General features: G+C 32.9%; 21 protein-coding genes and 1 riboswitch. All 21 genes read right to left on the reverse strand.

Translation table 11 applies throughout. The features are described 5' to 3' along the window. Positions 1-131: 131 nt before the first annotated feature. The 21 genes from secG to KQI89_RS06240 all read right to left on the reverse strand — a co-directional run bounded on the left by secG (position 132) and on the right by KQI89_RS06240 (position 24414). A complete protein-coding gene (gene secG / locus KQI89_RS06140) occupies positions 132-362 on the reverse strand; it encodes a preprotein translocase subunit SecG (RefSeq protein WP_032122210.1) in 231 nt (76 codons plus the stop codon). Positions 363-568: 206 nt separating this feature from the next. Further along, positions 569-1867, reverse strand: a complete 1299-nt coding sequence (gene eno / locus KQI89_RS06145) for a phosphopyruvate hydratase (protein ID WP_032122211.1) — start codon at positions 1865-1867, stop codon at positions 569-571. A gap of 113 nt (positions 1868-1980) precedes the next feature. Further along, positions 1981-3510 (reverse strand): 2,3-bisphosphoglycerate-independent phosphoglycerate mutase, encoded by a 1530-nt coding sequence (gene gpmI / locus KQI89_RS06150; RefSeq protein ID WP_216456338.1) that lies wholly within the window; start codon positions 3508-3510, stop codon positions 1981-1983. A 193-nt stretch (positions 3511-3703) separates the two neighbouring features. Beyond that, positions 3704-4450 carry a triose-phosphate isomerase gene (gene tpiA, locus KQI89_RS06155; RefSeq protein ID WP_216456339.1) on the reverse strand — a complete coding sequence of 249 codons (747 nt, stop codon included), beginning with the start codon at positions 4448-4450 and terminating at the stop codon, positions 3704-3706. Between the two features lie 53 nt (positions 4451-4503). Further along, the gene (locus KQI89_RS06160) at positions 4504-5697 is read right to left on the reverse strand and encodes a phosphoglycerate kinase (RefSeq protein WP_216456340.1); all 1194 of its coding nucleotides are present in this window, start codon (positions 5695-5697) and stop codon (positions 4504-4506) included. 139 nt (positions 5698-5836) lie between these two features. Then, complete coding sequence (gene gap / locus KQI89_RS06165; RefSeq protein ID WP_216456341.1) at positions 5837-6847, reverse strand: type I glyceraldehyde-3-phosphate dehydrogenase; 1011 nt, start codon at positions 6845-6847, stop codon at positions 5837-5839. Positions 6848-6947: 100 nt separating this feature from the next. Continuing rightward, positions 6948-7982 (reverse strand): sugar-binding transcriptional regulator, encoded by a 1035-nt coding sequence (locus KQI89_RS06170; RefSeq protein ID WP_216456342.1) that lies wholly within the window; start codon positions 7980-7982, stop codon positions 6948-6950. A 455-nt stretch (positions 7983-8437) separates the two neighbouring features. After that, complete coding sequence (gene rpoN / locus KQI89_RS06175; protein WP_216456343.1) at positions 8438-9814, reverse strand: RNA polymerase factor sigma-54; 1377 nt, start codon at positions 9812-9814, stop codon at positions 8438-8440. A gap of 324 nt (positions 9815-10138) precedes the next feature. Then, positions 10139-11074, reverse strand: a complete 936-nt coding sequence (locus tag KQI89_RS06180) for an ABC transporter permease (RefSeq protein WP_216456344.1) — start codon at positions 11072-11074, stop codon at positions 10139-10141. Continuing rightward, complete coding sequence (locus KQI89_RS06185; RefSeq protein WP_032122218.1) at positions 11067-12152, reverse strand: ABC transporter permease; 1086 nt, start codon at positions 12150-12152, stop codon at positions 11067-11069. The genes KQI89_RS06180 and KQI89_RS06185 overlap by 8 nt, the downstream gene beginning before the upstream one ends. Beyond that, complete coding sequence (locus tag KQI89_RS06190) at positions 12145-13686, reverse strand: ABC transporter ATP-binding protein (RefSeq protein ID WP_032122219.1); 1542 nt, start codon at positions 13684-13686, stop codon at positions 12145-12147. The genes KQI89_RS06185 and KQI89_RS06190 overlap by 8 nt, the downstream gene beginning before the upstream one ends. A 68-nt stretch (positions 13687-13754) precedes the next feature. Further along, entirely contained in the window at positions 13755-14858 is a 1104-nt protein-coding gene (locus tag KQI89_RS06195; RefSeq protein WP_032122220.1) for a BMP family lipoprotein, read from the reverse strand. Positions 14859-15238: 380 nt separating this feature from the next. Beyond that, on the reverse strand, positions 15239-16399 hold the full coding sequence (gene grdD, locus KQI89_RS06200; RefSeq protein WP_216456345.1) for a glycine/sarcosine/betaine reductase complex component C subunit alpha: 1161 nt from the start codon (positions 16397-16399) through the stop codon (positions 15239-15241). 14 nt (positions 16400-16413) lie between these two features. Beyond that, a complete protein-coding gene (grdC, locus tag KQI89_RS06205; RefSeq protein ID WP_216456346.1) occupies positions 16414-17949 on the reverse strand; it encodes a glycine/sarcosine/betaine reductase complex component C subunit beta in 1536 nt (511 codons plus the stop codon). A gap of 150 nt (positions 17950-18099) precedes the next feature. After that, positions 18100-19404 carry a glycine reductase complex selenoprotein B gene (gene grdB, locus KQI89_RS06210; protein ID WP_216456347.1) on the reverse strand — a complete coding sequence of 435 codons (1305 nt, stop codon included), beginning with the start codon at positions 19402-19404 and terminating at the stop codon, positions 18100-18102. Positions 19405-19440: 36 nt separating this feature from the next. Next, a complete protein-coding gene (gene grdA, locus KQI89_RS06215) occupies positions 19441-19911 on the reverse strand; it encodes a glycine/sarcosine/betaine reductase complex selenoprotein A (protein ID WP_081923262.1) in 471 nt (156 codons plus the stop codon). A 54-nt stretch (positions 19912-19965) separates the two neighbouring features. Further along, positions 19966-21252: a glycine/sarcosine/betaine reductase component B subunit gene (locus tag KQI89_RS06220; RefSeq protein ID WP_216456348.1), complete on the reverse strand. Its 1287-nt coding sequence runs from the start codon at positions 21250-21252 to the stop codon at positions 19966-19968. Positions 21253-21334: 82 nt separating this feature from the next. After that, entirely contained in the window at positions 21335-21667 is a 333-nt protein-coding gene (locus tag KQI89_RS06225) for a thioredoxin family protein (protein WP_032122228.1), read from the reverse strand. A 47-nt stretch (positions 21668-21714) separates the two neighbouring features. After that, entirely contained in the window at positions 21715-22644 is a 930-nt protein-coding gene (gene trxB / locus KQI89_RS06230; protein WP_216456349.1) for a thioredoxin-disulfide reductase, read from the reverse strand. A gap of 88 nt (positions 22645-22732) precedes the next feature. Continuing rightward, on the reverse strand, positions 22733-23110 hold the full coding sequence (locus KQI89_RS06235; RefSeq protein ID WP_216456680.1) for a GrdX family protein: 378 nt from the start codon (positions 23108-23110) through the stop codon (positions 22733-22735). Positions 23111-23309: 199 nt separating this feature from the next. Beyond that, positions 23310-23415, reverse strand: a riboswitch (glycine riboswitch). Positions 23416-23574: 159 nt separating this feature from the next. Next, a complete protein-coding gene (locus KQI89_RS06240) occupies positions 23575-24414 on the reverse strand; it encodes a DegV family protein (RefSeq protein WP_216456350.1) in 840 nt (279 codons plus the stop codon). Between the last annotated feature and the right edge of the window lie 11 nt (positions 24415-24425).

Consider the following 24425-nt stretch of genomic DNA (forward strand, 5'->3'; position numbering starts at 1 on the left):
TCCATAGCATGATAAGCAGCAAATAATGCTATAAACAAAGTGTATATATTTTACTATAAATACAAAATTTATAACATTATTTAGTTATATAATTTAAAGATTTTCTTTATACTAAATTCTAGCTATGATAATTACTTAACTATATTTAATGCCAATATGTTTAAGGCAAGTAATATAGCCGTTATAACAGTAAGTCTTGATAGTACCGCTTCTTTTGTTCTAGATTTATTTTTACTAAAAAATGTTTCCGATCCTCCAGTTATAAATCCTTTTAATCCATCAGCTTTACTAGGTTGCATTAAAACCACTACCATGAGTCCTAATGCTAATATAAATTCTAAAACTACTAAAAAATTTCGCATTATACCAGTACCTCCCAAAATATATTACCTTTATATGCAATATACATAAAAACATTCTAGCATATTATAATTCACTTTACAACTTTTTTAAAGATTAAGAAACAAAAAAATCCATATATTATTTATAAAAACTTAAAATAAAACTACTCCTTTTACAGGAGTAGTTTTAATAAATGAATATAATCTAATGAAAACTTTCCTTTAAATTATTTGTTTTTTATGTTATAGAAAGCTTTTCTTCCTCTATATTCTGCCATATCAGCTAATTCTTCTTCTATTCTTAATAATTGGTTGTATTTAGCAACTCTTTCACTTCTAGCTGGTGCTCCAGTTTTGATTTGTCCTGCATTTACTGCAACAACAAGGTCTGCTATTGTAGTATCTTCAGTTTCTCCTGATCTATGAGAAACAACTGCAGTATATCCAGCTCTTTGAGCAGTTTCAATTGCATTTAAAGTTTCAGTTAATGTTCCTATTTGGTTTAATTTTATAAGTATTGAGTTAGCAACTTCTCTTTCAATACCCATATTTAATCTCTTAGTGTTAGTTACGAATAAATCGTCTCCTACTAATTGAACTTTATCTCCTAACTTTTCAGTTAAAAGCTTCCATCCTTCCCAATCTTCTTCTGCCATACCATCTTCGATAGATATGATTGGGTATTTATTTGCTAATTCTACATAGTAGTTAGCCATTTCTTCTGGAGTAAGAACTCTTCCTTCTCCCTTTAAGTTATATTTTCCATCTTCAAATATTTCTGATGAAGCTGGGTCAAGAGCTATAAACATGTCTTGTCCTGGTTTGTATCCAGCTTTCTCTATAGCTTCTATTATAACTGTAATTGCTTCTTCGTTAGATTTTAGGTTTGGAGCGAATCCACCTTCATCACCTACACCAGTATCATAGCCTTTAGATTTTAGTAAAGATTTTAATGAATGGTAAACTTCTGCACACATTCTTAATGCTTCACTAAAGCAAGTAGCTCCTACTGGCATTATCATAAATTCTTGAAGGTCAACGTTGTTATCAGCGTGTTTTCCTCCATTTATTATGTTCATCATTGGTACTGGAAGAACTTTTGCATTTACTCCTCCGATGTATTGATATAAAGGAAGTCCTAAGTAGTTAGCTGCTGCCTTTGCTACTGCTAAAGATACTCCAAGCATAGCATTTGCACCAAAGTTACCTTTGTTGTCTGTTCCATCTAATTCTATCATAAGATTATCTATGGATACTTGATCAAATACATTCATTCCTACTAATTCTGAAGCTATTGCTTCATTTACATTTTCAACAGCTTTTAGAACACCTTTACCATTGTATTTTTCTTTGTCTCCGTCTCTTAATTCCACTGCTTCAAATATTCCTGTGGATGCTCCTGATGGTACTGCTGCTACTCCTACTGTTCCATCTTCAAGAGTTACTTCCACCTCTACAGTTGGGAAACATCTTGAGTCTAATATTTGTCTAGCGTAAACATCTACTATTTCAACATAATTTTTCATTTGGTTTATACCTCCTCATTATCTTATAAATGTTTTTCATTTATATTATTGCTTTAAGTATAGTATATAATACTCAGAGATTATATTACCATAAATATAGCAAAATTGGCTAATTATTTAATTAAAGATACTCCTGTCATTTCTATTGGAGCTTTAAGTCCCATAACCTCTAACATAGTTGGTGCTATATCAGATAATCTTCCTTCTTCCTTTAATGCTGTAGCATTATTTGCTACATATAGGAAAGGAACCTTGTTAGAAGTATGAGCTGTCATAGGCTTACCAGTGGAGTAATCTATCATCTGCTCTGAATTTCCATGGTCTGCTGTTATAAACACTGCCCCATCTTTTTCTAATATCTTATCTACTATTTTTCCTAAACATTCATCTATAACTTCAATAGCTTTTTTAGCGGCTTCAAATACCCCAGTATGGCCAACCATATCTGGATTTGCGAAGTTTAATATTACCATATCATATTGATCTGAGTCTAACCTTTCTATTAACTTTTCAGTTACTTCATAGGCACTCATCTCAGGTTTTAAATCATAAGTAGCCACCTTAGGTGATGCTACTAAAACCCTATCTTCGCCTTCATTTGGAGCTTCCACTCCCCCATTAAAGAAGAAAGTAACGTGAGCATATTTTTCTGTTTCAGCTATTCTTAGTTGCTTTTTGCCCATACTGCTTACATATTCTCCAATAGTATTAGTATAGGATTCTGGTTTGTAAGCTACTTCTACTCCTTCAAGGGTTTTATCGTATTGAGTCATAGTTATATAATTTAAGTTTAAAGCTTCCCTTTTGAAGCCTTGGAACTCTTTATCATTTATTGCTCTAGTTATTTCTCTTGCTCTATCTGGTCTAAAGTTAAAGAATATTACTGAGTCATTATTACTTATTTTTCCTAATGCTTTACCATCTTCTTCTATAACACAAGGTACTACGAATTCATCTGTTTTATTATCGTTATAAGATCTTTGCATACATTCTACTCCTGAAGTAGCTCTTTCACCTTCTCCAAGTACCATAGCATTGTATGCTAGTTGAACTCTTTCCCATCTATTATCTCTATCCATAGCATAGTATCTTCCACTTACTGTAGCTAGTCTACCTACACCTATTTCACTCATATATTTTTCAATGTCAGCTACAAAATCAATTCCTGATGAAGGTGGAACATCTCTACCATCGGTAAAAGCATGAACATATACTTTGTTTAATCCTTTGTCCTTAGCCATCTTAATTAAAGCTTTAAGATGATCTATATGGGAGTGTACTCCACCATTAGATAGTAATCCCAAAAGGTGCAATGCACTATTATTTTCTTTAGCTTTATCCATAGCAAGGTTTAAAGCTTCGTTTTTAAAGAAGTTTCCTTCTTCTATTTCTTTTGTTATTCTGGTAAGTTCTTGATATATTATTCTACCAGCACCGATATTTAAGTGACCAACCTCTGAATTTCCCATTTGTCCTGCTGGTAATCCAACATCAAGTCCACTAGCATATAAATTAGTGTGCGGATAGTTACTCCAAGCTCTATCAAAATTTGGTTTATTTGCTGCTAATACAGCATTACCTTCCACTTTATCACTTAAACCAAAGCCATCTAATATCATTAACATTACAGGTTTTTTAGCCATAATATATTCCTCCAAAAATATGTTTATTCTCTTCCTAATTTTAAAATAAAAAAGAGTTAATTAATAATCATTATCTATTAATTATTATACTATTTATGTACACCTAAGACAATAGCCTATAAAATTTTATACAATTAATTATATCCTACAGTCTTAGGAATAGAGTTATATGTGACCCACTAAAAGGAATATATTAATAGTTAACTATACCTGCAAAATCTGATGCAACTAAGCTAGCTCCACCTACTAAAGCTCCATCTATATCAGATTTTTCCATTTGCTCTTTTATGGTAGATGGTTTAACAGAACCACCATACTGAATTCTAACCTTGTCTGATACTTCTTTTCCGTACAAACCTTCTACAACGGATCTTATTGCAGCTATAGTTTCATTTGCTTGATCTGCTGTAGCAGTTTTTCCTGTGCCTATAGCCCAAATTGGCTCATAAGCTATTACTATTTTCTCCACTTGCTCTTTTGTGAGTCCCATAAGATCAAGCTTAATTTGTGCACCAATGATTTCATTAGTTATGTTGGCTTCTCTTTCTCCTAAGGATTCTCCAACGCATAGTATTGGAATTAAGTTATGAGCAAATGCAGCTTTTAACTTTTTATTTACAGTTTCATCTGTTTCATTGAAGTATTGTCTTCTTTCGCTATGTCCTATAACAACATAGTCTACTCCCATAGCTTCTAACATACCTGGAGCAACCTCTCCTGTGAAAGCTCCCTTTTCTTCAAAGTGCATGTTTTGAGCTCCAACCTTTATATTAGTTCCTTTAGCCGCTTTAAGTACAGCATCTAATGATATAAAAGGTACACAAACCACTACGTCACAACTAGCATCTTTAACTAAAGGTTTTAATTCTTCTATAGTTTTTACCGCTTCATCTACTGTATAATGCATCTTCCAGTTTCCAGCTATAATCGGCTTTCTCACTAAAAACACCTCTTTCTTTCCCCTAATTTTTTAAAATAGTTTGTAATTTTTCACTATTTATCGTTTAAAGCAACTATTCCTGGTAATTCTTTTCCTTCTAAGAACTCTAGGGAGGCTCCTCCACCTGTAGATATATGAGTCATCTTATCTCCATAGCCTAATATATTAACCGCAGCTGCAGAGTCTCCTCCACCAATTATAGTAGTAGCATTTGCCTCTGACATTGCCTTTGCCACTGCTAATGTTCCCTTTGCAAAGTTTTCAAACTCAAAAACTCCCATTGGTCCATTCCAAATTACAGTTTTTGCTCCTTTAACTTCATCTGAGAATAATTTAGCGGTTTTAGGTCCTATATCTAGTCCCATATAATCTTTAGCTATGTTCTGATCTTCTGTAACTACAGGTGTTGCCTCTGCTGCAAATCTATCTGCCATTACAAAATCTAAAGGAAGTAGTAGTTTAACTCCTTTAGTCTTAGCTTTTTCTATCATTTCTTTTGCATAATCTACTTTATCTGCTTCAAGTAGTGAAGTTCCTATTTCATATCCTTGAGATTTTAGGAAAGTATATGCCATTCCTCCACCTATTATTAAAGTATCTACTTTTTCTAATAGATTGTTTATAACATTTATCTTATCAGAAACCTTAGCTCCTCCAAGTATTGCTACAAATGGTCTTTCTGGATTTTCTACAGCATTTCCTAAGAATTTTAATTCTTTTTGAATTAAGTATCCACACACTGCTGTGTCAATGAATTTAGTAACTCCCACTGTAGAGCAGTGAGCCCTATGAGCAGTTCCAAAAGCATCATTTACATATACATCTGCAAGAGATGCTAAATCCTTTGAAAAACTATCTTCGTTTTTGCCTTCCTCAGGTCTAAATCTTGTATTTTCAAGAAGAACTACATCTCCTTCTTTCATTTCAGATACAGCCCTTTTAGCATTTTCTCCTACAACTTCATCATCTGCAGCAAATATTACTTCCTTCTGAAGCATTTCACCTAATCTCTTTGCTACTGGTGCTAAAGTTTTTGATGGATCTGGTCCTTTAGCTTTTCCAAGGTGGGAACAAAGTATAACCTTAGCCCCATTTTCCATTAAATATTTAATTGTAGGCATAGCTCCTACTAATCTATTTTCATCTGTTATAACTCCATCTTGAAGTGGCACGTTGAAGTCGCATCTTACTAAAACTCTTTTACCTTTTACCTCTATATCTTCTATAGTTTTTTTATTAAATTGCATAGCCTTCACCTCTTTTTACAATTATAGATTTTACTATCTGCTTAAAAGAGTCTGGTCTTATAGCTTAATTAACTACAAAACCAGACCTTTATTAAGCCTATTAAAGCTATTATTTTTTATTTACATATGAAACTTAAAATTATAAGCTCTTTGCAACCTTTGAAGCTAAGTCTGCTAATCTATTTGAATATCCCCACTCATTGTCATACCAAGAAATAACTTTAACCATATTTCCTTCTATAACCATTGTTGATTGAGCGTCTACTATTGAAGATCTAACATCTCCTCTGTAATCCATAGATACTAGTGGTTCTTCTTCATATCCAAGGATACCTTTCATATAAGTATCTGCAGCTTCTTTTAATGCAGCGTTTACTTCTTCAACTGTTGTATTCTTTTCTACTTCAACAACTAAGTCTGTGCAAGAAACAGTTGGAGTTGGAACTCTTAATGAGAATCCATTTAATTTTCCTTTTAATTCTGGTAATACAAGTGCAACTGCTTTAGCAGCTCCTGTTGTAGTTGGTATCATTGACTCCGCTGCTGCTCTTGCTCTTCTTAAATCACTATGAGGAGCATCTAATATCTTTTGGTCATTTGTGTATGAGTGAACAGTTGTCATAAGACCTTTCTTTATACCGAATTTTTCATGTAAAACTTTAGCAAATGGAGCTAAGCAGTTTGTTGTACAAGATGCGTTTGATATAATATGATGATTTTTTGCATCATATTTTTCATCATTAACTCCCATAACTATTGTTATATCTTCATTTTTAGCTGGTGCTGATATAAGGATTTTTTTAACTCCTTCTTGATCCATATGAGCTTTAGCTTTTTCAGCATCTGTGAAGAATCCAGTAGATTCTATAATTATTTCAGCTCCTACTGAAGCCCAAGGAATATTCTTAGGATCTCTTTCAGCAAATATTTTTATTTCTTTTCCATCAACTACTATTGAACTTTCTTTTGCTTCTACTGACTTGTCATATCTTCCAAATAATGAGTCATATTTTAAAAGATGAGCTAATGTTTTAGAATCAGTTAAGTCGTTGATTGCAACCACTTCTAATTCACTTCCATAATTAGCTAATAACGCCTTGAAAACGTTTCTTCCTATTCTACCAAAACCGTTTATTCCAACTTTAACCATTTAAAATCTCCTCCTAATTTTTACTTTAATTAGTTTATTATAAATATTTATATACCCAAGTTAAAATCCTTTGGACCTATTAAAAAGTATACAAATAGTTTTATAGCTCTTTTTTTATTATTTCCATAAGACCTCTAGCTGCACCTTCATCTGTAATAAGTGTACTGTTATCATTTCCAAACTCTGTAGAAATAATAGCATCAGCCTTGCTAGCACCACCAGCTACAGCTATACGAATTGGTATTCTCTTAGTATCACTTAAAGTAACACCTACAGATGAGGTTGAGCATACAAGACTACCTTTTTTATCAAAGTAACAGCCAAAAGCTTCTCCTACTGCACCCTTATCTACAATGTTCTCTACCTTCTCAGGGTCCATTCCTCTTTTTACTGCCATCTCTTCAGCTTTTCCAATTCCGTATATTAAAACATCTGCATTTTTTATGCTATCTAACACATCTTTTATGTCTCTTTCATTTAATATACTGTCTAATATCCTATCACTTATATTATCTGGCACATGAAGCATCTTGTAGGATCCATTTGTCTTTTTAGATAAATTAGCTGCTAGTGTATTAGCCTGTGTCTCCACATTTCTTCCCATTCCACCTCTGGCCGGAACTACTAATACCTCCTCTATGTTATTCATTTTAGGGAAGTTATCTATGACTTCCTTTATTGTACTGCCACCTGTAAGAGCTATGGTGTGCCCACTTTTTAATGTAACCTTTAAAAAGTTAGCTGCTGCTCTTCCAATCTCTTTAATTACAGTTTTATCTTCATCCATATCTCCTGGAACTATTATGACATTTTTTAAACCAAGGGTAGTTTTTATAATACTTTCGATTTCAGATAATCCTTTAATTTCATGTATGAAACTTTTAAGTTTATCTATTATCTCTTCCCCTTCCTCTGTCACTGTCATTCCCGGTGTGTTTATATCAATAAGATTTTGAGATTTCAAAAAATTTATCTCAGTCCTTACTACTCTCTCCCCTAAATCTAGTTGATTAGCTAATATCCTTCTGCCAATAGGTTGATTATAGTATATAGTTCTCAAAATATTATATCGCTTTTCTAAAAGCTCAATTAATTCCGGAACTATCTTTTGTTGTAACTTAAGAATTTCTTCCAAGAAAAACACTCCTTTGGTCATTAAGTGTCCCAGTTGATAATTTTACGTCCCACACTTATTATTATAAATTATTTTTCTTAACTTTTAAATAGGCTTTTATAAAAATTTGTTAACATTGTGTTAAATTCTGTGGAAATTCATCAAGTTTTCTCTTTTTGGAAAAAAAAGGCTCTGTTTTAAAGCATATTATTTTAAAACAAAGCCTCTAGATAACCGTCCAATGGTGCTACAGATAAACAGAGTTCTTGCCTTTTGAAGGAGTTTTTACTCTCTCTAAAGCTTAGAGATCCTTATCCAGGGACGTAGCCGCTCTTTATTGCCACTTTGAATAAGATGGGAGTATTAAAGCGGTTAGTCATCAGATAAAAACAATAGAACTTTATCATACATTTAAAAAGATTAATACTCTAATGCTTTTAATAATAAAGTTTAAAATCACTACATAAAAAGATGTATTAAAATCTTTTTCTCTTACTAGATGACTTTATTCCTAGTTCCTCTCTGTATTTTGCCACAGTCCGACGAGAAATATTCATATTCATTTTATTTAATTCATCACAGATAATCTGATCTGAAAGGGGTTTCTTTTTATTTTCTTCATCAATTAATTTTTTAATTTGATTTTTAATGTTTATAACAGAAATATCCTCTCCCTCATTATTACTATATATACCTGTTGTAAATAAATCCTTTATCTTTATTGTACCTTTGCTTGTGTATACATACTTATCTCTTATAGCTCTACTTATAGTTGACTCATGCATACTTAAGCTTTCTGCTATTTCTTTCAAGGTCATAGGTTTTAAGTACTCAGCTCCAAATTCAAAATAATCATATTGAAGTTCTATAATCTTTTCAAGAACTCTATATATTGTACTTTTTCTTTGTTCTACACTTTTAATTAAAAACATTGCACTATTTATCTTATCTTTTACAAAATCCACCGCAAATTTATCTTTTTCTTCTTTTAATATATCCTTATATACATTATTTATAGATAGCCTAGGTAGTAAACTATCATTCATTATTATATGGTATTCACCATCAATCTTTCGAATATAAGCATCAGGCACTACATACCTTACTTCTTCTCCAGTAAAAAATCCTCTCGATGGTTTTGGCTCTAAAGTTTTTATCTTATCTCCATAGTATTGTGCCTCTTTGGCTGTTATGTTTAGTTCCTTTGCAATGTTTTGATATCTATTTTCTGCTAAGTCCTCTAAATGATTATCTATTATATCCAATATCTTGTCATTGCCTAACTCTTTTTTCTGTATTTGAATTTTAAGACACTCTTTTATATTTCTAGCACCTATTCCATCGGGATCTAAACTTTGAATTATCTTTAATGCTTTTTCTGCAAGTTCTATACTTATTTTAATCTCTTTTGATATATCCTCAATGGATATGGGTAAATATCCTCTACCATCTAAACTTTCTATTATATATTCACAAATAGATTTTATGTAATCATTCTCATTCAGTTCTAAAATTTGTTCATGTAAATACTGCTTTAGGGATGTTTTATTTGATATAAAATTAAAGGGTGATACTTCATCATCATCATTATTATAGCTCCCATAACTTTGAGATCCATAATTATCAAATTCTAAATATTTTACAAGCTCTTTATAGTCTATTCTATCTTTTACTTCTTCTTCTTTTTTCTCCTCATAAGCTGCTTCTAATACTGGGTTTTCTTGAAATTCCTTGTCTATATATTCTTGCAGATCATAACTAGACATCTGTAATAATTTCACAGAAAGTTGCATCTGTTGAGTCATTATTAACTTTTGCTCTTGGGTTAAATTTAAATTAAAATCAATTTTCATATTTCATGCTCACCCTACTATCAATTTAGTTATTGTTAATTATATCATTTTTTAGTTATTTGTAAATGATAACAGTCTGCTTCCTATTAATGCAAAATCTATTTTCATATTTTTTTCATAAGATTTTCACTTTATTCTCATATTTCTTTTCTATATTAGCTTGCTCATCTAAAGTTATTAAGATGACAATTACTATATCTATGATTTCATTATACTCCTTACTAATCTTAAGATATCAAGACAAAATTTCTTTAAAAATCATCGCAGTAGGTACTTATAGCATAAAAAAAGAGAACTCTCTAGAGTCCTCTAATTACACATATATTATCTCTCGCCTTTTTTGTAAGGAACCCCATCAGCTAATGGAGCTTGAGTCTTTCCTACAAATCCTGCAAGCATTATCATTGTTAATAGGTAAGGGAAAGCCGCATAGAACTCTCCTGGTATCTTCCAACCAAAACCTTTAGCGTATAACTGTAATGTTTCAGCAAATCCGAATAATAAACATGCAAGCATCGCATTTTTAGGTTTCCAGTTACCAAATATCATAGCTGCAAGAGCTATAAATCCTCTACCACTTACCATGTTCTCTCTGTATAAATTCATTATACCTATAGAAAGTGTAGCTCCTCCAAGTCCACCTAGAACTCCAGAAAGAATAACAGAGAAGTAACGAATTTTATAAACATTTATCCCTAAAGTATCCGCTGCCTTTGGATGTTCTCCTACAGCCCTAATTCTTAAACCTAAAGGAGTTTTATATAATATATATTGTGATACAAATACTAGTATTATAGCTACCCACACAAACCAGTTTAACTCTGCTAAGATAGGTCCTATTAAAGGAATCTTAGCGAACATTGCTGAAGGGTATGGTAGAGAAGTTACTACACTAGTTTGTGATGGTGTACCGAAGAACTTATAAACTAAGTAACTCACAAAAGCTGCTGAAAATACATTGATACCAACACCTGATACAACCTGATCTGCCATTAGATGAATACTTAAATAAGCATGTAACGCAGCAAATAAAGCTCCTCCAAGTATAGCAAAGATTATACCTATCCATGGACTTCCAGTAAGATATGAACCTAATACTGCAAAGAATGCTCCTGCAGTCATTATTCCTTCTAATCCTATGTTAACTACTCCTGATTTCTCAGAAAAAACTCCACCTAAACTTGCAAATATAAGAGGCGTTGCTAGTCTTAAGGTAGCAGAGATTATACCAACAATTGCTAAAGTCAATGGACTATTCATTTATAATCGCCTCCTTCTTTTTCTTCTGTGACATCCACTTAAACACATATTCTGCCGCTATAAATAGTATAACTATACCTTGTACTAGGGTAGATATAGTCTTTGGTATTCCATAAAGCATTAATGTACCTGAGCTTAAGTTTAAAGCTCCAAATAATAATGCTGAGAATATAACCCCTATAGGATTACTCTTAGCTACTAAAGCCACGGCTATACCATCAAACCCAAAGTTAGGGAATCCAAATAGTTGAACAGATTGAAGTTGAACCCCAGCTATATGAATAGCACCACCAAGACCTGCTACAGCTCCTGAAATAGCCATAGCTAATACTATGTTTTTCTTTATACTTATTCCACCATACTCTGCTGCAAAGGCGTTTAATCCTACAGCACGAATTTCGTATCCTATGGTAGTTTTCCAAAATAGAACATAAACAAGAACTGCTAATATCAATGCAATAAATAGACCAGTGCTCAACCTATAGTTTTCCCCTAAAAATCTTGTAAGATGAGCTGTTTCCTTAATTGGATAAGTTGAAGCACTATCTGGTTTATGGAATATCCCCATAGTAAAGTAGTTTGATAAGTGCATAGCTATGAAGTTCATCATTATAGTATTAACAACTTCATTAGTTCCAATTTTAGCCTTTAAATAGCCTGGTATAGCAGCCCATAAAGCACCCGATGCCATACCTCCAATTAATACCAATACTATATGTAGAACCTTTGGTATTCCAGGTATAAGACCTATCATAGTTGCTGTCATCATACCTATAATAAACTGTCCTTCAACCCCTATATTAAATAAACCTGTTTTAAAGGCTATGGCATGGGCAAGTCCAGTAAATATTAAAGGGGTAGTAAATACTAATGTCTCTATAAATTGAGATCTTTCTCCAAAGCTACCAGCCCAAATTGATGAAAACAGCGTCTTAGCTGACTCTCCAAACCCTTCATTTAAAGCTATCATTACAAAAAACACAGATATAAATAAAGCAACAACTATTGAAAAAATTGAAATAGAAAAATCTTTTAAAAATCCCGGTAGGGCTATCTTATCTTTTTTAGATTTACTCATGTTTCTCCCCTCCCTCTGCTTCTTTCTTCAAGGTACCTCCAGCCATTAAAATACCAAGTTTTTGTTCTGTAGCATCTTTAACATCTAATATATCAACTATTTGACCATCATATATAACAGCTATTCTATCTGCAAGAGAAAGCACCTCATCTAGTTCTAAGGATACTAAAAGCACCGCTCTATTATTATCTCTTTCTTCAACTAATCTTTTGTGTATATATTCTATAGCACCAACATCTAGACCTCTTGTAGGTTGAGCTGCTATAAGTAACTCTGGGTTCTTTTCGATTTCTCTTGCTATAACTATCTTTTGTTGATTACCACCAGATAGTGAAGAAGCGAATACATCTTCATTAGGTGTTCTAACGTCATAGTTTTTAATTAACTTTTTCGCATGCTCTCTAACTTCTTTATAATTCATCATAATTCCATTTGCAAAAGGTTTTTTATAATGTATTCCAAGTATTGAGTTTTCTACTAAAGAATATTTTAAAACTAATCCTCTTTTATGTCTATCTTCCGCTATATGTCCAAGACCTGCTTCTATAGCTTCTCTTGGGCTTTTTCCTGTTATATCTTTTCCGTTTAACACAATTTTTCCACCAATAGGTTTTCTAAGCCCTGTAATTGCCTCTATAAGTTCTGACTGCCCGTTACCATCAACACCTGCTATAGCCAGTATCTCGCCTCTTCTAACCTCTAGATTTACACCTTTTACTGCTGGGATTTTACGGTGGTCTAAGACTTGAAGGTTTTCTATATTTAAAACACTTTCTCCAAGCTTATTATTAGCTTTTTCTACCATGAGATTTACTTTTCTACCCACCATCATTTCAGCTAACTCATCAATGTTTGTTCCCTTAGTTTCTACAACCCCTATTAACTTACCTCTACGAATTATAGTTACCCTATCACTCATGCTCATAACTTCTTTTAGTTTATGAGTTATAAGTATGATAGATTTTCCTTCTTTCACAAGATTTTTTAGGATTACTCCTAATTCATCAATTTCTTGTGGAGTAAGCACTGCTGTAGGTTCATCTAGAATAAGTATCTCTGCTCCTCTGTAAAGAGCCTTTAATATTTCCACTTTTTGTTGCTGACCCACAGTCATGTCTTCTATAACGGATTCCGGGTTTATATTGAAGCCATATTTTTGTGAAAGCGCTTTAGTATCCTCTATAGCTTTATTAATATCTATATTAAATCCTTTTTTGGGTTCGTTACCCAATATCATGTTTTGAGCTACTGTAAAATTATGAACCAACATAAAATGTTGGTGAACCATTCCTATACCAAGATTTATAGCTTCCTTTGGGTTTTTAATAGTTACTTTATTCCCCTTTACTAGTATATCTCCAGCTTCTTGTTGATATAATCCATAAAGAACATTCATTAATGTAGTTTTTCCTGCGCCATTTTCCCCTAACAAAACATGTATTTCGCCTTTTTCTAAATCAAAATCAACGTTTTCATTAGCAATGACACCAGGGAAAACCTTAGTTATTCCTTTCATCTCAATAACTTTTCCCATGAAGTTTTCTCCTCCCTATTTATTTGAAAAAGACTAGATGCGGGGCATCTAGTCTATTATGTTTTAAATTACTTAAGCTCTGGAGCTTTAAATTCTAAAGCATCTTTTCTTATTCCAGGAACAACTATCTTACCATCTTTTATTTCTTGTTCAGCTTTTTTAGCTAATTCAAGAGCATCTTTTGGAACTGATGGATGAATAGTTGGAGCTATTCCTACTGCACCTTCTTTAATTCCTAATATCTTATGTTCTCCACCTTTAAATTTGTCAGCTTGAATGTCTTTGATTGTATCTATAACTGCAACATCAACCTTCTTTTCCATTGAGAATATGATAATATCTTTATAGTCTTTTGCAGTAGGTGTAACTGCTTGGTCTGAGTCAACACCGATTGCAAATTTATTCATATCTTTTGCAGCTTTAAAAACTCCAAGTCCTGATCCACCAGCAGCATGATAAATTATATCAGCTCCACCATTGTATAAAAGTTTTGCAGCTTCATAGCCTTTACCTTGGTCAGTAAAAGAGTCTATATATTTAACATTTTGTCCTGGAGTCTTTTCATCTGTAGGCATTAATAATTTTCCTGCTTCTGGATTAACAGACATAACTCCTGCTGCAAATCCAACTTCAAATCTATTAATAACGTCTCCTTCTTTTCCTCCAACAAATCCTATTTTGTTTGTCTTAGTCATCTTACCAGCTATAACTCCTGCTAAGAATGAACCTTCATGCTCCTTAAATGTTACGGATGAAACATTAGGATTTTTAACAATAGTGTCTACTATTAAGAATTTTTTATCTGAAACTTGCTTTGACACATTACTCATAGCTTGCTCCATCATGAATCCACATCCAACTATTAAATCAGCTTGATTTGACATAGTCTTTAAATTTGGTTCGTAGTTATCTTGTTGTTTTGATTCTATAGCATTTAGCTTTTGAATTCCTAAATCTTTAGTTGCTTGTTCTATACCTCTACTAGCAGACTCATTGAAGGAACCATCGTTAACTCCTCCTTCATCAGTAACTAATCCAACTTTAATTTTCTTTGCGCCTGTATCTACAGCTGGTTTTTTATCCCCCTCAGCACTTTTTCCAGCGCAACCCGCGAATAATGTAGCTACTACTGCAACTGATGCTAGAGCAGCAACTAATCTTTTCTTATTCATAGTAATTCCCTCCTAAATTTTTATACTTCCTCAGCAACATATAAATTCTATAAATCTCTAAAAAATCCTTCTTAATTTGTAGTTAAAAATTAACTAATCTTTAACTTTATTATATTTATATGAACTGAGTTAATAAATAGTACATATAATTATACGTTTACATAGTTTTTAAATATTAAACCGCTTACATATATATTATAGCATTATACAAAACTATGCAATAAGAATTTTTTTAAAGACTATAGTACCCATTTTTACCTATGTCGCCCTTACATTATATCATAGTATTTTTACAAATGGAATACTGAAAAATTTAAAAACTATAATTTTTCGCTGTAGCTTAATCCTAGAATTAAACTACAGCGAAATTATTTAATATTTTATGACTTAAAGCCTGTTTTTGATAATACTTCCTCTGCCTTGGTTCCCTCTTCCTCATTTACAAGAACGATAGGTCCAGTGCATCCCATACCACTTTCTGAATATATTCCTTCTTTCCAAAGAGCTTTACAAGCATCTTCAAGTTCCAATATATCTATTCCTGCAATAGAATAAGTAACAACTTTCTTAGGCGGAACTTTTATATCCTCTTCAGTAGTTTTAACCTTTTCCTTAGTATTTTTTGCTATTATATCCTTTAATCCAACTTCATTAGCTCTATTAAATTCATCTTTTGCAACTTCCATTAATTTATTTTCTGCACAAGTAGCACAGTATCTTAAGGCTTCGCAAATAAGTGGTGCTCCAGATGCTCTTGAAACTATGTTAACAAGTTTTGTGTATCCTTCACCTACTCCTGGTCCATATCCTGCACCAACAGTTTCATAGTTTCCTCCAGTTGTAAAGGAAGAAAATATCTTTACTAAAAGATTACCTGTCAATGAGTCACAAACCATAACATCAGGAGTTGCAGTTAGAAGATCATTTCCTCTCATAACTGAACCACCATCAGCTCTTAAAGATTCTGCAAATTCAAATCCATATCCTTTATCTTTTAATTCCTTTAATATACGTTCAACTTGCCTTGCACCATCTATGTTTAATATACCCACCTTAGGATTTTTAATACCTAAAGACTTTGCTACAGATATACCTGAAATAGCGTTTATAACCATTCCTTCTACTCTATTTGTAGATGTGGTGCCTGTAGTAGTGGCTAATATTAAATCTCTACCTGTTGCTGGAGTTGATACTTTTCCTACTGTAGACACACCTATAGGAAAGTCGAAATGTTGTGTTACAGCGCCTTGAATCTGTCCTGACTCTAATAGTTCAACCATTTTTTTATGACCTTCTTCAGCATCCTTAACTTCTACTATAGTAAAATCTCCTTCTACTTTAGGTCCAATAAGTACTATTTCAAAGTCATTGTATCTTGATTTTGCTAATTCTGCAGCCTTTACCATTTCTTCTATGCCATGTTCGCTACCAAAAGTAGTAAGACCTATTTTAACCTTCTCTTTAAAGCTTCCACTTTTTATTCCTTCTGCTATGTCATTAAACACATCAGCTATCATATTTTTTACATTTAATTGTTCCATTATACTCACGCCCCTTAATTATTCATTAAGTAAGCTGCAAAATCTTTCATTGCATCAGCTACCATAGCTTTAACTTCTTCTTTTGAAATTCCCTCTGCTTCAGCTTTAACGCCAGTATTCTTTTCAACTACTATAGATACTCCATCAAATAAGTTAGTCATTCTTCCTAGGAACAAGCTTCCTTTTCCTACTACCATAAACTTATTCATGTTATCATTAAGCATATGCTCTCTAGCATGACCTATTATAGGCACTCCTGATGGAATATGACCTTGAGTTGGAGCGTATCCTGGATATCCATGTTTAGTTACAAAGCTTGGAAGCTCTTTTCTATCCAATTGACCCTTTTTAACTGCTAGAGCACCTATCATCTTATAGTTTTGAGTAGGTACATCTCCAGCTCCTGCTGATTCAGTTAAGTCTGGTGTTTGCATCTCTGGAGCAAACTTATCTATATCAGTTATTTTTAATCCTGCATGCTCAAGTGGTTCTAACACAAGTGCTTCTAAAACTGCTTGTGGTGAAGCTCCATGTCCAATTGTATGTCTTCCTACTATATCAGTTCTAAGAATTGGATTTACTCCATCATTTCCACTTACTAATACTGCAAATCCACCTAAGCAGTCTTCTAGAACTGGAAGTCCTTTTTTGATATGATCTCTTCCATTCATACCTAATTTAGCTGTAGAACCGCCTCCTACTACTGCAACATTTTTATATACTCCTGATTTTACTAAAGCAGCAGCAGTTATTAAAGCATGAGTAGGTCCTGCACAGAATCCTCTCATATCTGATCCTGTAGCACCTGTAAATCCAGCTACTTCTCCTAGTCCTTTAGCTATATTTCCTCCACCTCTTTGGTTCATATCTCCTATAGCTTCTTCAGAACATTCAATTATATATTCAACTTCTTCAGTTTTAACGTCACAATCTTTCATAAGGTGCATTAAAGCTAAAACTCCTGAAGCTTTAACTGCTAGGTTTTCAACAATTATATGAGCAGTTAAATTTTTATCGAACTCATGAGCTCTTTTAATACAACCTACAAGTTCTTTACCTTCATATAATCCTTCTGCCACTCCATTATCTACAAGTTTCTTAATATCCTCTATTTCAACGCCTTCTTTTAGATCATTAGCTTTAATTTTTAATACAGGATGGTTGTTGAATTTTTCTCTTATTTTTTCAGTAAATGATTTCTCTAATAACACTAGATCAAATACATCTGAAAGTTTTATTAATCCATAAAACTCATCTTGAGGCATTATTTCGCCAAACTTACCATATCTATCAGCATTTTCAATTTTTTCATTGTACCATGGTCTAGGTCTTGTTGCTAATTCTTCTGGAGTCATGTTTCCAATATAAGTCTGATTTGGCGCATAACCTACTACTTCTTCAAAAGTTCTTAAATTATCTTTAATTTTTAATAAGTATTCTGAATCTGGATGTGTTTCTCTTTCAAGGGTTTGTGTTGTACCATTATGTATTACCATATCTGGTGCATTAACTAAAATATAAGATGCTTTTTTTATTACCGGAAAATCCATGTATAAAACCTCCCTCATTATTTAAAAGATTATGAAAATTAACAATTAAGAATTAGGACATAACTTCACAATCCCCATTCTTAACTCTTAATTATTAATTTTATAGGGGCAAGCCCTAAAGACTTGCTCCTATAATTTTTAAGGATTCTCTTATACTTCGAATACCTTTTGGCCTTCCACTGGTGTTTCAAGAGCTTCTAATGCTCTTTCCACCAATTTATATCTCAATTCATACTCATCCTTAGGCTCCAATGCTGGATTTCCTAATGGGTGTGGTATAGCTATGGTTGGAACTATTCTATTAGCACCAACTGTTAGAGATATAGGAACTACTGTACACATATGAACTACTGGTAATCCAGCTCTTTCAATTTCTTTAACTAGCGTTGCACCGCAACGTGTACAAGTTCCTCAAGTAGAAGTTAATATAACTGCATCTACTCCGTCAGCAATTAATTTTTTAGCTATTTCTTCACCAAATTTCTTTGAAGAAGCAACCGCTGTTCCATTACCAACTGTAGAATAAAAATATCTATGAAGTGATCCGATTTTTCCTTCCTTTTCCATATTTCTTAAAACATCTACAGGAATTACTCTATCAGAATCATCATTAGCATAAGTTGGATCATATCCACCATGTGCTGTTTCATAAGTTTCTTTTGTTAAATCCATTACTCCTTCTATGTCATACTCGCCATATTTGGAAGCACTTGAAGATTCTATATGATCTGGGTTTCCTTTTGGAACTGTTCCTCCAGATGTAACTATAGCAACCTTTGATTTAGTTATGTCAGCTATAGGAGGTAATGCATCTACCCTATCAAACACAGGCATTTTAAACTCAGTAACGAATTCTTCACCTTTAAGTTTTTTAACTAATAAATCAACTGCTCTCTTAGAGCCTCTCTTATCAGCAAAGTAATTCTTTCTGATACCTCTTTCAATATATCCCTCTTCTGATGGTAATAATATTTCCTCACCCTTTGCAAGCTTTAAAGCTAATTTAGCTATAGCTGGAAGCGCTTGTCTCATACCAACTGCACTGTTTCTTGTTTCAACAATGTATAATTGTTTTTTATACATATCTGCTCCTGGGTTTTCTGGGTACATAGCTGTAAGCACTGGTATATTTAATTTTTCCTCCACTGCCTTTGCTATAGCTCCGCAAGCAACCCCATATCTTCCAGCATTAAATGCTGGTCCTGCTATAAATAGATCTGGTTCAAATTTCTTCACCATTTCTATTATTTCAGCTTCAGCCTCTTCCATATTCTCATTGAAATATGAGTCTCCGCATATTATAGTTCCTACTATAGTAGCTTCTCCCTTGAACAATCCATTAAGTCCCATTCCAGGACCAACAAATCCCTCTCTAGCTTCTGGTGTTATATCTGCTTTTTCTTCTCCACCTATTCCAGCGTAAAATTGGTTAATGTAATGTACTACACGTATCAAAACTATTTCCCCCCTTCATGGAGTTTTTTATTTATCTTATTTATTGTATTGAGAAAATTCATCTCTTACGTTTTTAACTTCCTCTATGATAGCATCAACATCTAAAACCATTTCCATCATTCCACATTGTTCATCATATATTGTAGCATCACACTCATCTTTAACTTCAGGTTCTACCATATGATAAACACCAAGTCCTAATGCAACACCTGCTAGAGGACCTGCAAATGTTGGGTCTCCAGCAGCAACTGTTTCTGCTGAAAGTCCTGAAGCTTCTGCTTCTGCTCCACCTATTACAACTACTACATTTTCTGGACCATGCTTTTCAGTAAGGTCTTTTACTCTTTGTTGGATCTCCAGATCCATAGCACCTGCGGCTGTTCAAACAAAGCATTCTGTTGAAGCAAATATTACCTCTGCTCCTGCTGATTTTACACAAGCCTCTATAGCTGGGCCTGGTATTCCATCTCTATCGCCTATAGCAATAACTTTTTTTCCTTCTAACATACTATCCTTCCTTTCAAAACCAGTTAATTAAAGTATTTTATGATTTCCTAAATTTTAGTATCCCTTAGCTGTTAAGTAGTTAAATCCAACTTCTGAAGTAGCTCCAGTTACAACTTGAATTTCTGCATTTATAGAGCCATCTTCTCTTAAACTTCCTAAGTATCCTCCAGCTATTATATTTGCAACTTCTGGATGACCTATTACTCTCTTCATTGGAGGTAATGTTATAACTTCATTAGCATTTCCACCTGTAACTACAGCATCACCCTTTGGAGTTGAGTCTGCAAGTGATTGTGAACTTCCATCTTGTCCTGCATATTCATCAGTAAGAAGTACTGTCTTTATTCCTTTTTCTGTGATTTTATTGCAGTTCATAACTAAGTCAGCATCTGGATTACCAAATCCTTCTTCTGATATTATTACCGCATCAGCACCTAAAAATTCAGCTAATTTTGCAGTCATATTTGATGATCTTTCTTTATCTGCAAGGTATACGTTTTCGTTAGTTATTATACACCCTAAGAAGTTGTAATCTTTTCCATGTCTTTCGTATAAGTCTTCTATTATTGGATGATTTAAGTGAACATAACTTGGGTTTTTATCACAAGCTGAAACACAGTTTCCACTCACTATAGCGCCATCAAAGACTTCTGTTGGATAAATAAATGTTGGTATTATCTTCTTAGCATCCACTCCATAAACATAAGTGTCATGAAGTAAGCCTTGAGTTTGAAGCATATAAACATATACAACCTTTGGTAGGTCTGGATATTGTTTAACTTGCTCTAACAGTGGTAAAGTTTCAAAAGTTTTAACTTCATCTGGCTCCACATCTTTTCCTGCTTTTCCTAGGTATGTAGCTGCCTTAAATCCTATCATTCTTACTGCTTCTTCGTGATCATGTTGAGGAACTCCCTCTTTAGGTTCAACTATTATAACTAAGTTATTAGTTTTTGAGAATGGAGTATATCTAGCTCCCTCACCTGTCATGTCAATGATTCCTTCTTGGAATCCAACTATTTTTCCAGTAGTAACTACAGCTGCACCTTTTAAGACATGAGTTTTTCCTGATCCTACAGTATCAACTTTGCTGATGAATCCAGGGAATATTCCACCCTTACCTTCAACTTTTACTCTAGGTTCAATTACGTCTTTAACAGGAATTATTCTTACTTCTTCACCTGGTCTTGCAATATCAAAATCAATACTGTGAATTCTTTCATCACCAGATACTTCTTTTAATAATTCCTCTTTGTTTACATAAAGTACCCCATTTTGAACTTTTGTCTCTGGCCCAAATTGGATATCTTTTATAAATATATTTCCAACTTCTAGACGCAAAGCGTTCACCTCCTAAATATTCTTATATCATCCAAGATTACTATGAATTCATCCATAGCAATCTTGGTCTGAACCTTATATACTATAGAGTTTCATATACTCCTTTGATGAAGTTTTCAACATCATCAATAGTGCTGATTTTATCTGGAGTAATTGTTTCTGCTCTTTCACCATTTTTATATATTATCATTGTTGGTAATCCTAAAACTCTTTGAGCTATAGCAAGTCTTCTAGAACCACCTATGTTCAAGCTAGCAAACTTTATTTTATCACCATATTTTTCTTCTAAAGCATGAACTCCAGGCATAAGTTCCTTACATATTTCACACTTATCCCCCCAGAAATCAACAAATACAGGTTTTTCTGTGTACTGAGTCACTTCAGCTTCAAAATTATCCTTATTTAATTCTAACATTTGTAAATCCCTCCATTTTATTATTTGTGGATATATTTAAATTATCCTTATTCAGCAAAATTAGCTTCAATGTATTTTTCTGCTGTAGTTGCAGCTATAGCTCCATCAGCAGCTGCTGTTACAACTTGTCTTAAAGTCTTTTCCCTTACATCTCCAGCAGCAAATACTCCTGGAACATCACATCTCATTTCTTCATCAGTTATGATGTCTCCTCTATCATTCAACTTAATCTTATCTTTGAATAATTCAGTTATTGGTAAATATCCTACGAATACGAAACATCCATCTACCTTAAGTTCACTTATTTCACCAGTGTTTACATTTTTAAGTACTAAACCTTCAAGTATTTCATCACCTTTAGCTTCTTCAACTACAGTGTCTAGTATAAACTTAATTTTAGGATTCTTTTGAGCCTTCTCTAAGGAAGTTTTAGCTGCTCTAAATCCTTGTCTTCTGTGTATTATAGTTACACTGTCTGCAAATTTAGTTAAATATATAGCCTCATCTATAGCAGAATCTCCTCCTCCTATAACTGCAACATCTAACTCTGTAAAAAAGTCAGCATCACAAGTTGCACAATAGGAAACTCCTCTTCCTCTTAACTCTATTTCATTTTTAAAACCTGAAAGTCTTGGATAAGCTCCTGTTGCTATTATGATAGTTTTAGCTTCATAAGTTTCTTTTTTACAAATTATTTTTTTTACTTTTCCATCTAATTCAACTTCTAAAACTTCATCTTTTACAAACTCAGTACCAAATTCTTCTGCTTGTTTTCTCATCCTTTCAACTAAACCTGGTCCTGTACAATTTTCCATAGACCCTGGATAGTTTTCTAATTCTTCTGTAGTTGCTGTTTGTCCTCCAAACTTACCTCTTTCTATTAAAAGAGTCTTCATTTTTGATCTTGCAGCATATAATCCTGCTGACAGCCCTGCTGGGCCTCCCCCAATTATGATAGTATCATAGATATGAGCCATATAAGTTCCTCCTTACGTAAATTAAATTAATATTTCAACAATTTTTGAGCTAATTTATTTTGTGAGTATATTATATCCTAAATTATGTTTAATTTATAGCGTGATATATTAAATCATAATCTATTAATTGAAAGTCACTTAAAATACTCTCTGACCAATTAGGTGTTTTAAAATCTCTAAGAAATTTCTTCGTGGTGTTGATAGCGTTTTCAATGATATTCAAAGAATCCATATCTAAAGTACTTAACTTATCTTTTGAAACCAATACTGTTCTGTATGGTGTTTCATTAGGCTTTATACTACTCATCAATGGATGAGTTAATAATTTATGACCTAAGTGTATGTAGTCTCTTACCTTATATAACACCTTCAAAGATTCTTCATTTATGAATTCTACTGTATATTCTTGTTCAAGCTTTTCTTTACTTAAAGCATTGTTTGTTATAACTATAAACCTTTCAATAATCATATCTATTCCTTCCTTAGTTAGGTTTGAAATCTAAAAATTATATTGTTTTTATCTTGAAAGATTTTATGCTTTTTTCAAAATCTTTCAATAATTTTTTCGTTAAAAAAAGACAGAAGAAAGAAGCCCTTTAAGCCCTTTTCCTCTGTCCTTGTACCTGAGAGAATTACTCCTTCGGTGCTTTCGCTTTCCAGAGATGTGTCAACTTTCGGTTCTTTTGCCTGAGAGATTCATAATATATGGGCTATATTACTTATTCCTTCGGCTACCTTCTAAAACATAAGGTTATCTCCCGAAAATATCATCCACTTTTAATATTTACTTGTTATTTTTTTCACCTTAATTATACAACATAAAAAGAAAAATTTCCATCATTATTTGGTATATGTGCTATTGCATTTACTTATAGCTACTATTATGAAATCGTATAGATTGTTAAAAACCTATCTATTATTGTGATTTAATTAATATTTTTCTATAAAAAATACTCCACAAGCTCTAGGACCAGAATGTGTCCCTACAGTACATCCAACCTCTGCTTCAACAAAATTATACTTTTCTTTTATGAGTTTTTCTCTCAAAACCTCTATAATATCTTCATTTTCTGCATTTAATAATATCATAGGAACTTTTTCATCTAACTGCACGTTTTCTAAATGCTCTAATATATATTTTAGTGCTTTTTTACTGCCTCTAACTTTATCTTCTACAGCCATCTCGCCATCTTTTACTGCAAGTATGGGTTTAATACCTAATATATTTCCAATAACTCCCGCAGTTTTTGAAAGCCTTCCTCCTTTAACTAAATGTTCTAGGCAGTCAAAAGCTAGGACACTTTTCACATGAGGAATTGTATTTATTATATCTTCTTTTATATCAAATATGTTTTTTCCTTCTTCTACTAAAATACAAGCTTTTATAACTAAAAGGCCTAATCCAGAGGTAACACTTTGTCCATCGATAACTACTATTTCTTCGCTATCCAAAGTTTCTTTAGCTATACAAGCAGACTGATATGTTCCACTCATTTTAGATGATAAATGAAGAGATATTATCTTATATCCCTCATCTAAATATCTCTTATAACATTCTATGAACCTTTGAGGTATTACTTGAGATGTATGAGGAAACCCCTCTCCTTCTTCTATCTTTTCTAATAAAGATTTAAAATTAATATCTATACCATCGACATAGGTTTTTTCACCAAAGTTGATAGTTAATGGCAGTACTTCAATTTCATACTTTTCTATAATGGATCTCGGCAGATCTGCAGTGCTGTCCGTTATTATCTTTATTTTTTCCATTTCCTCTCCAA

Origin of the sequence: Clostridium simiarum (assembly GCF_018919175.1) — a bacterium.
Classification (GTDB): Bacteria; Bacillota; Clostridia; order Clostridiales; family Clostridiaceae; genus Clostridium_L; species Clostridium_L simiarum.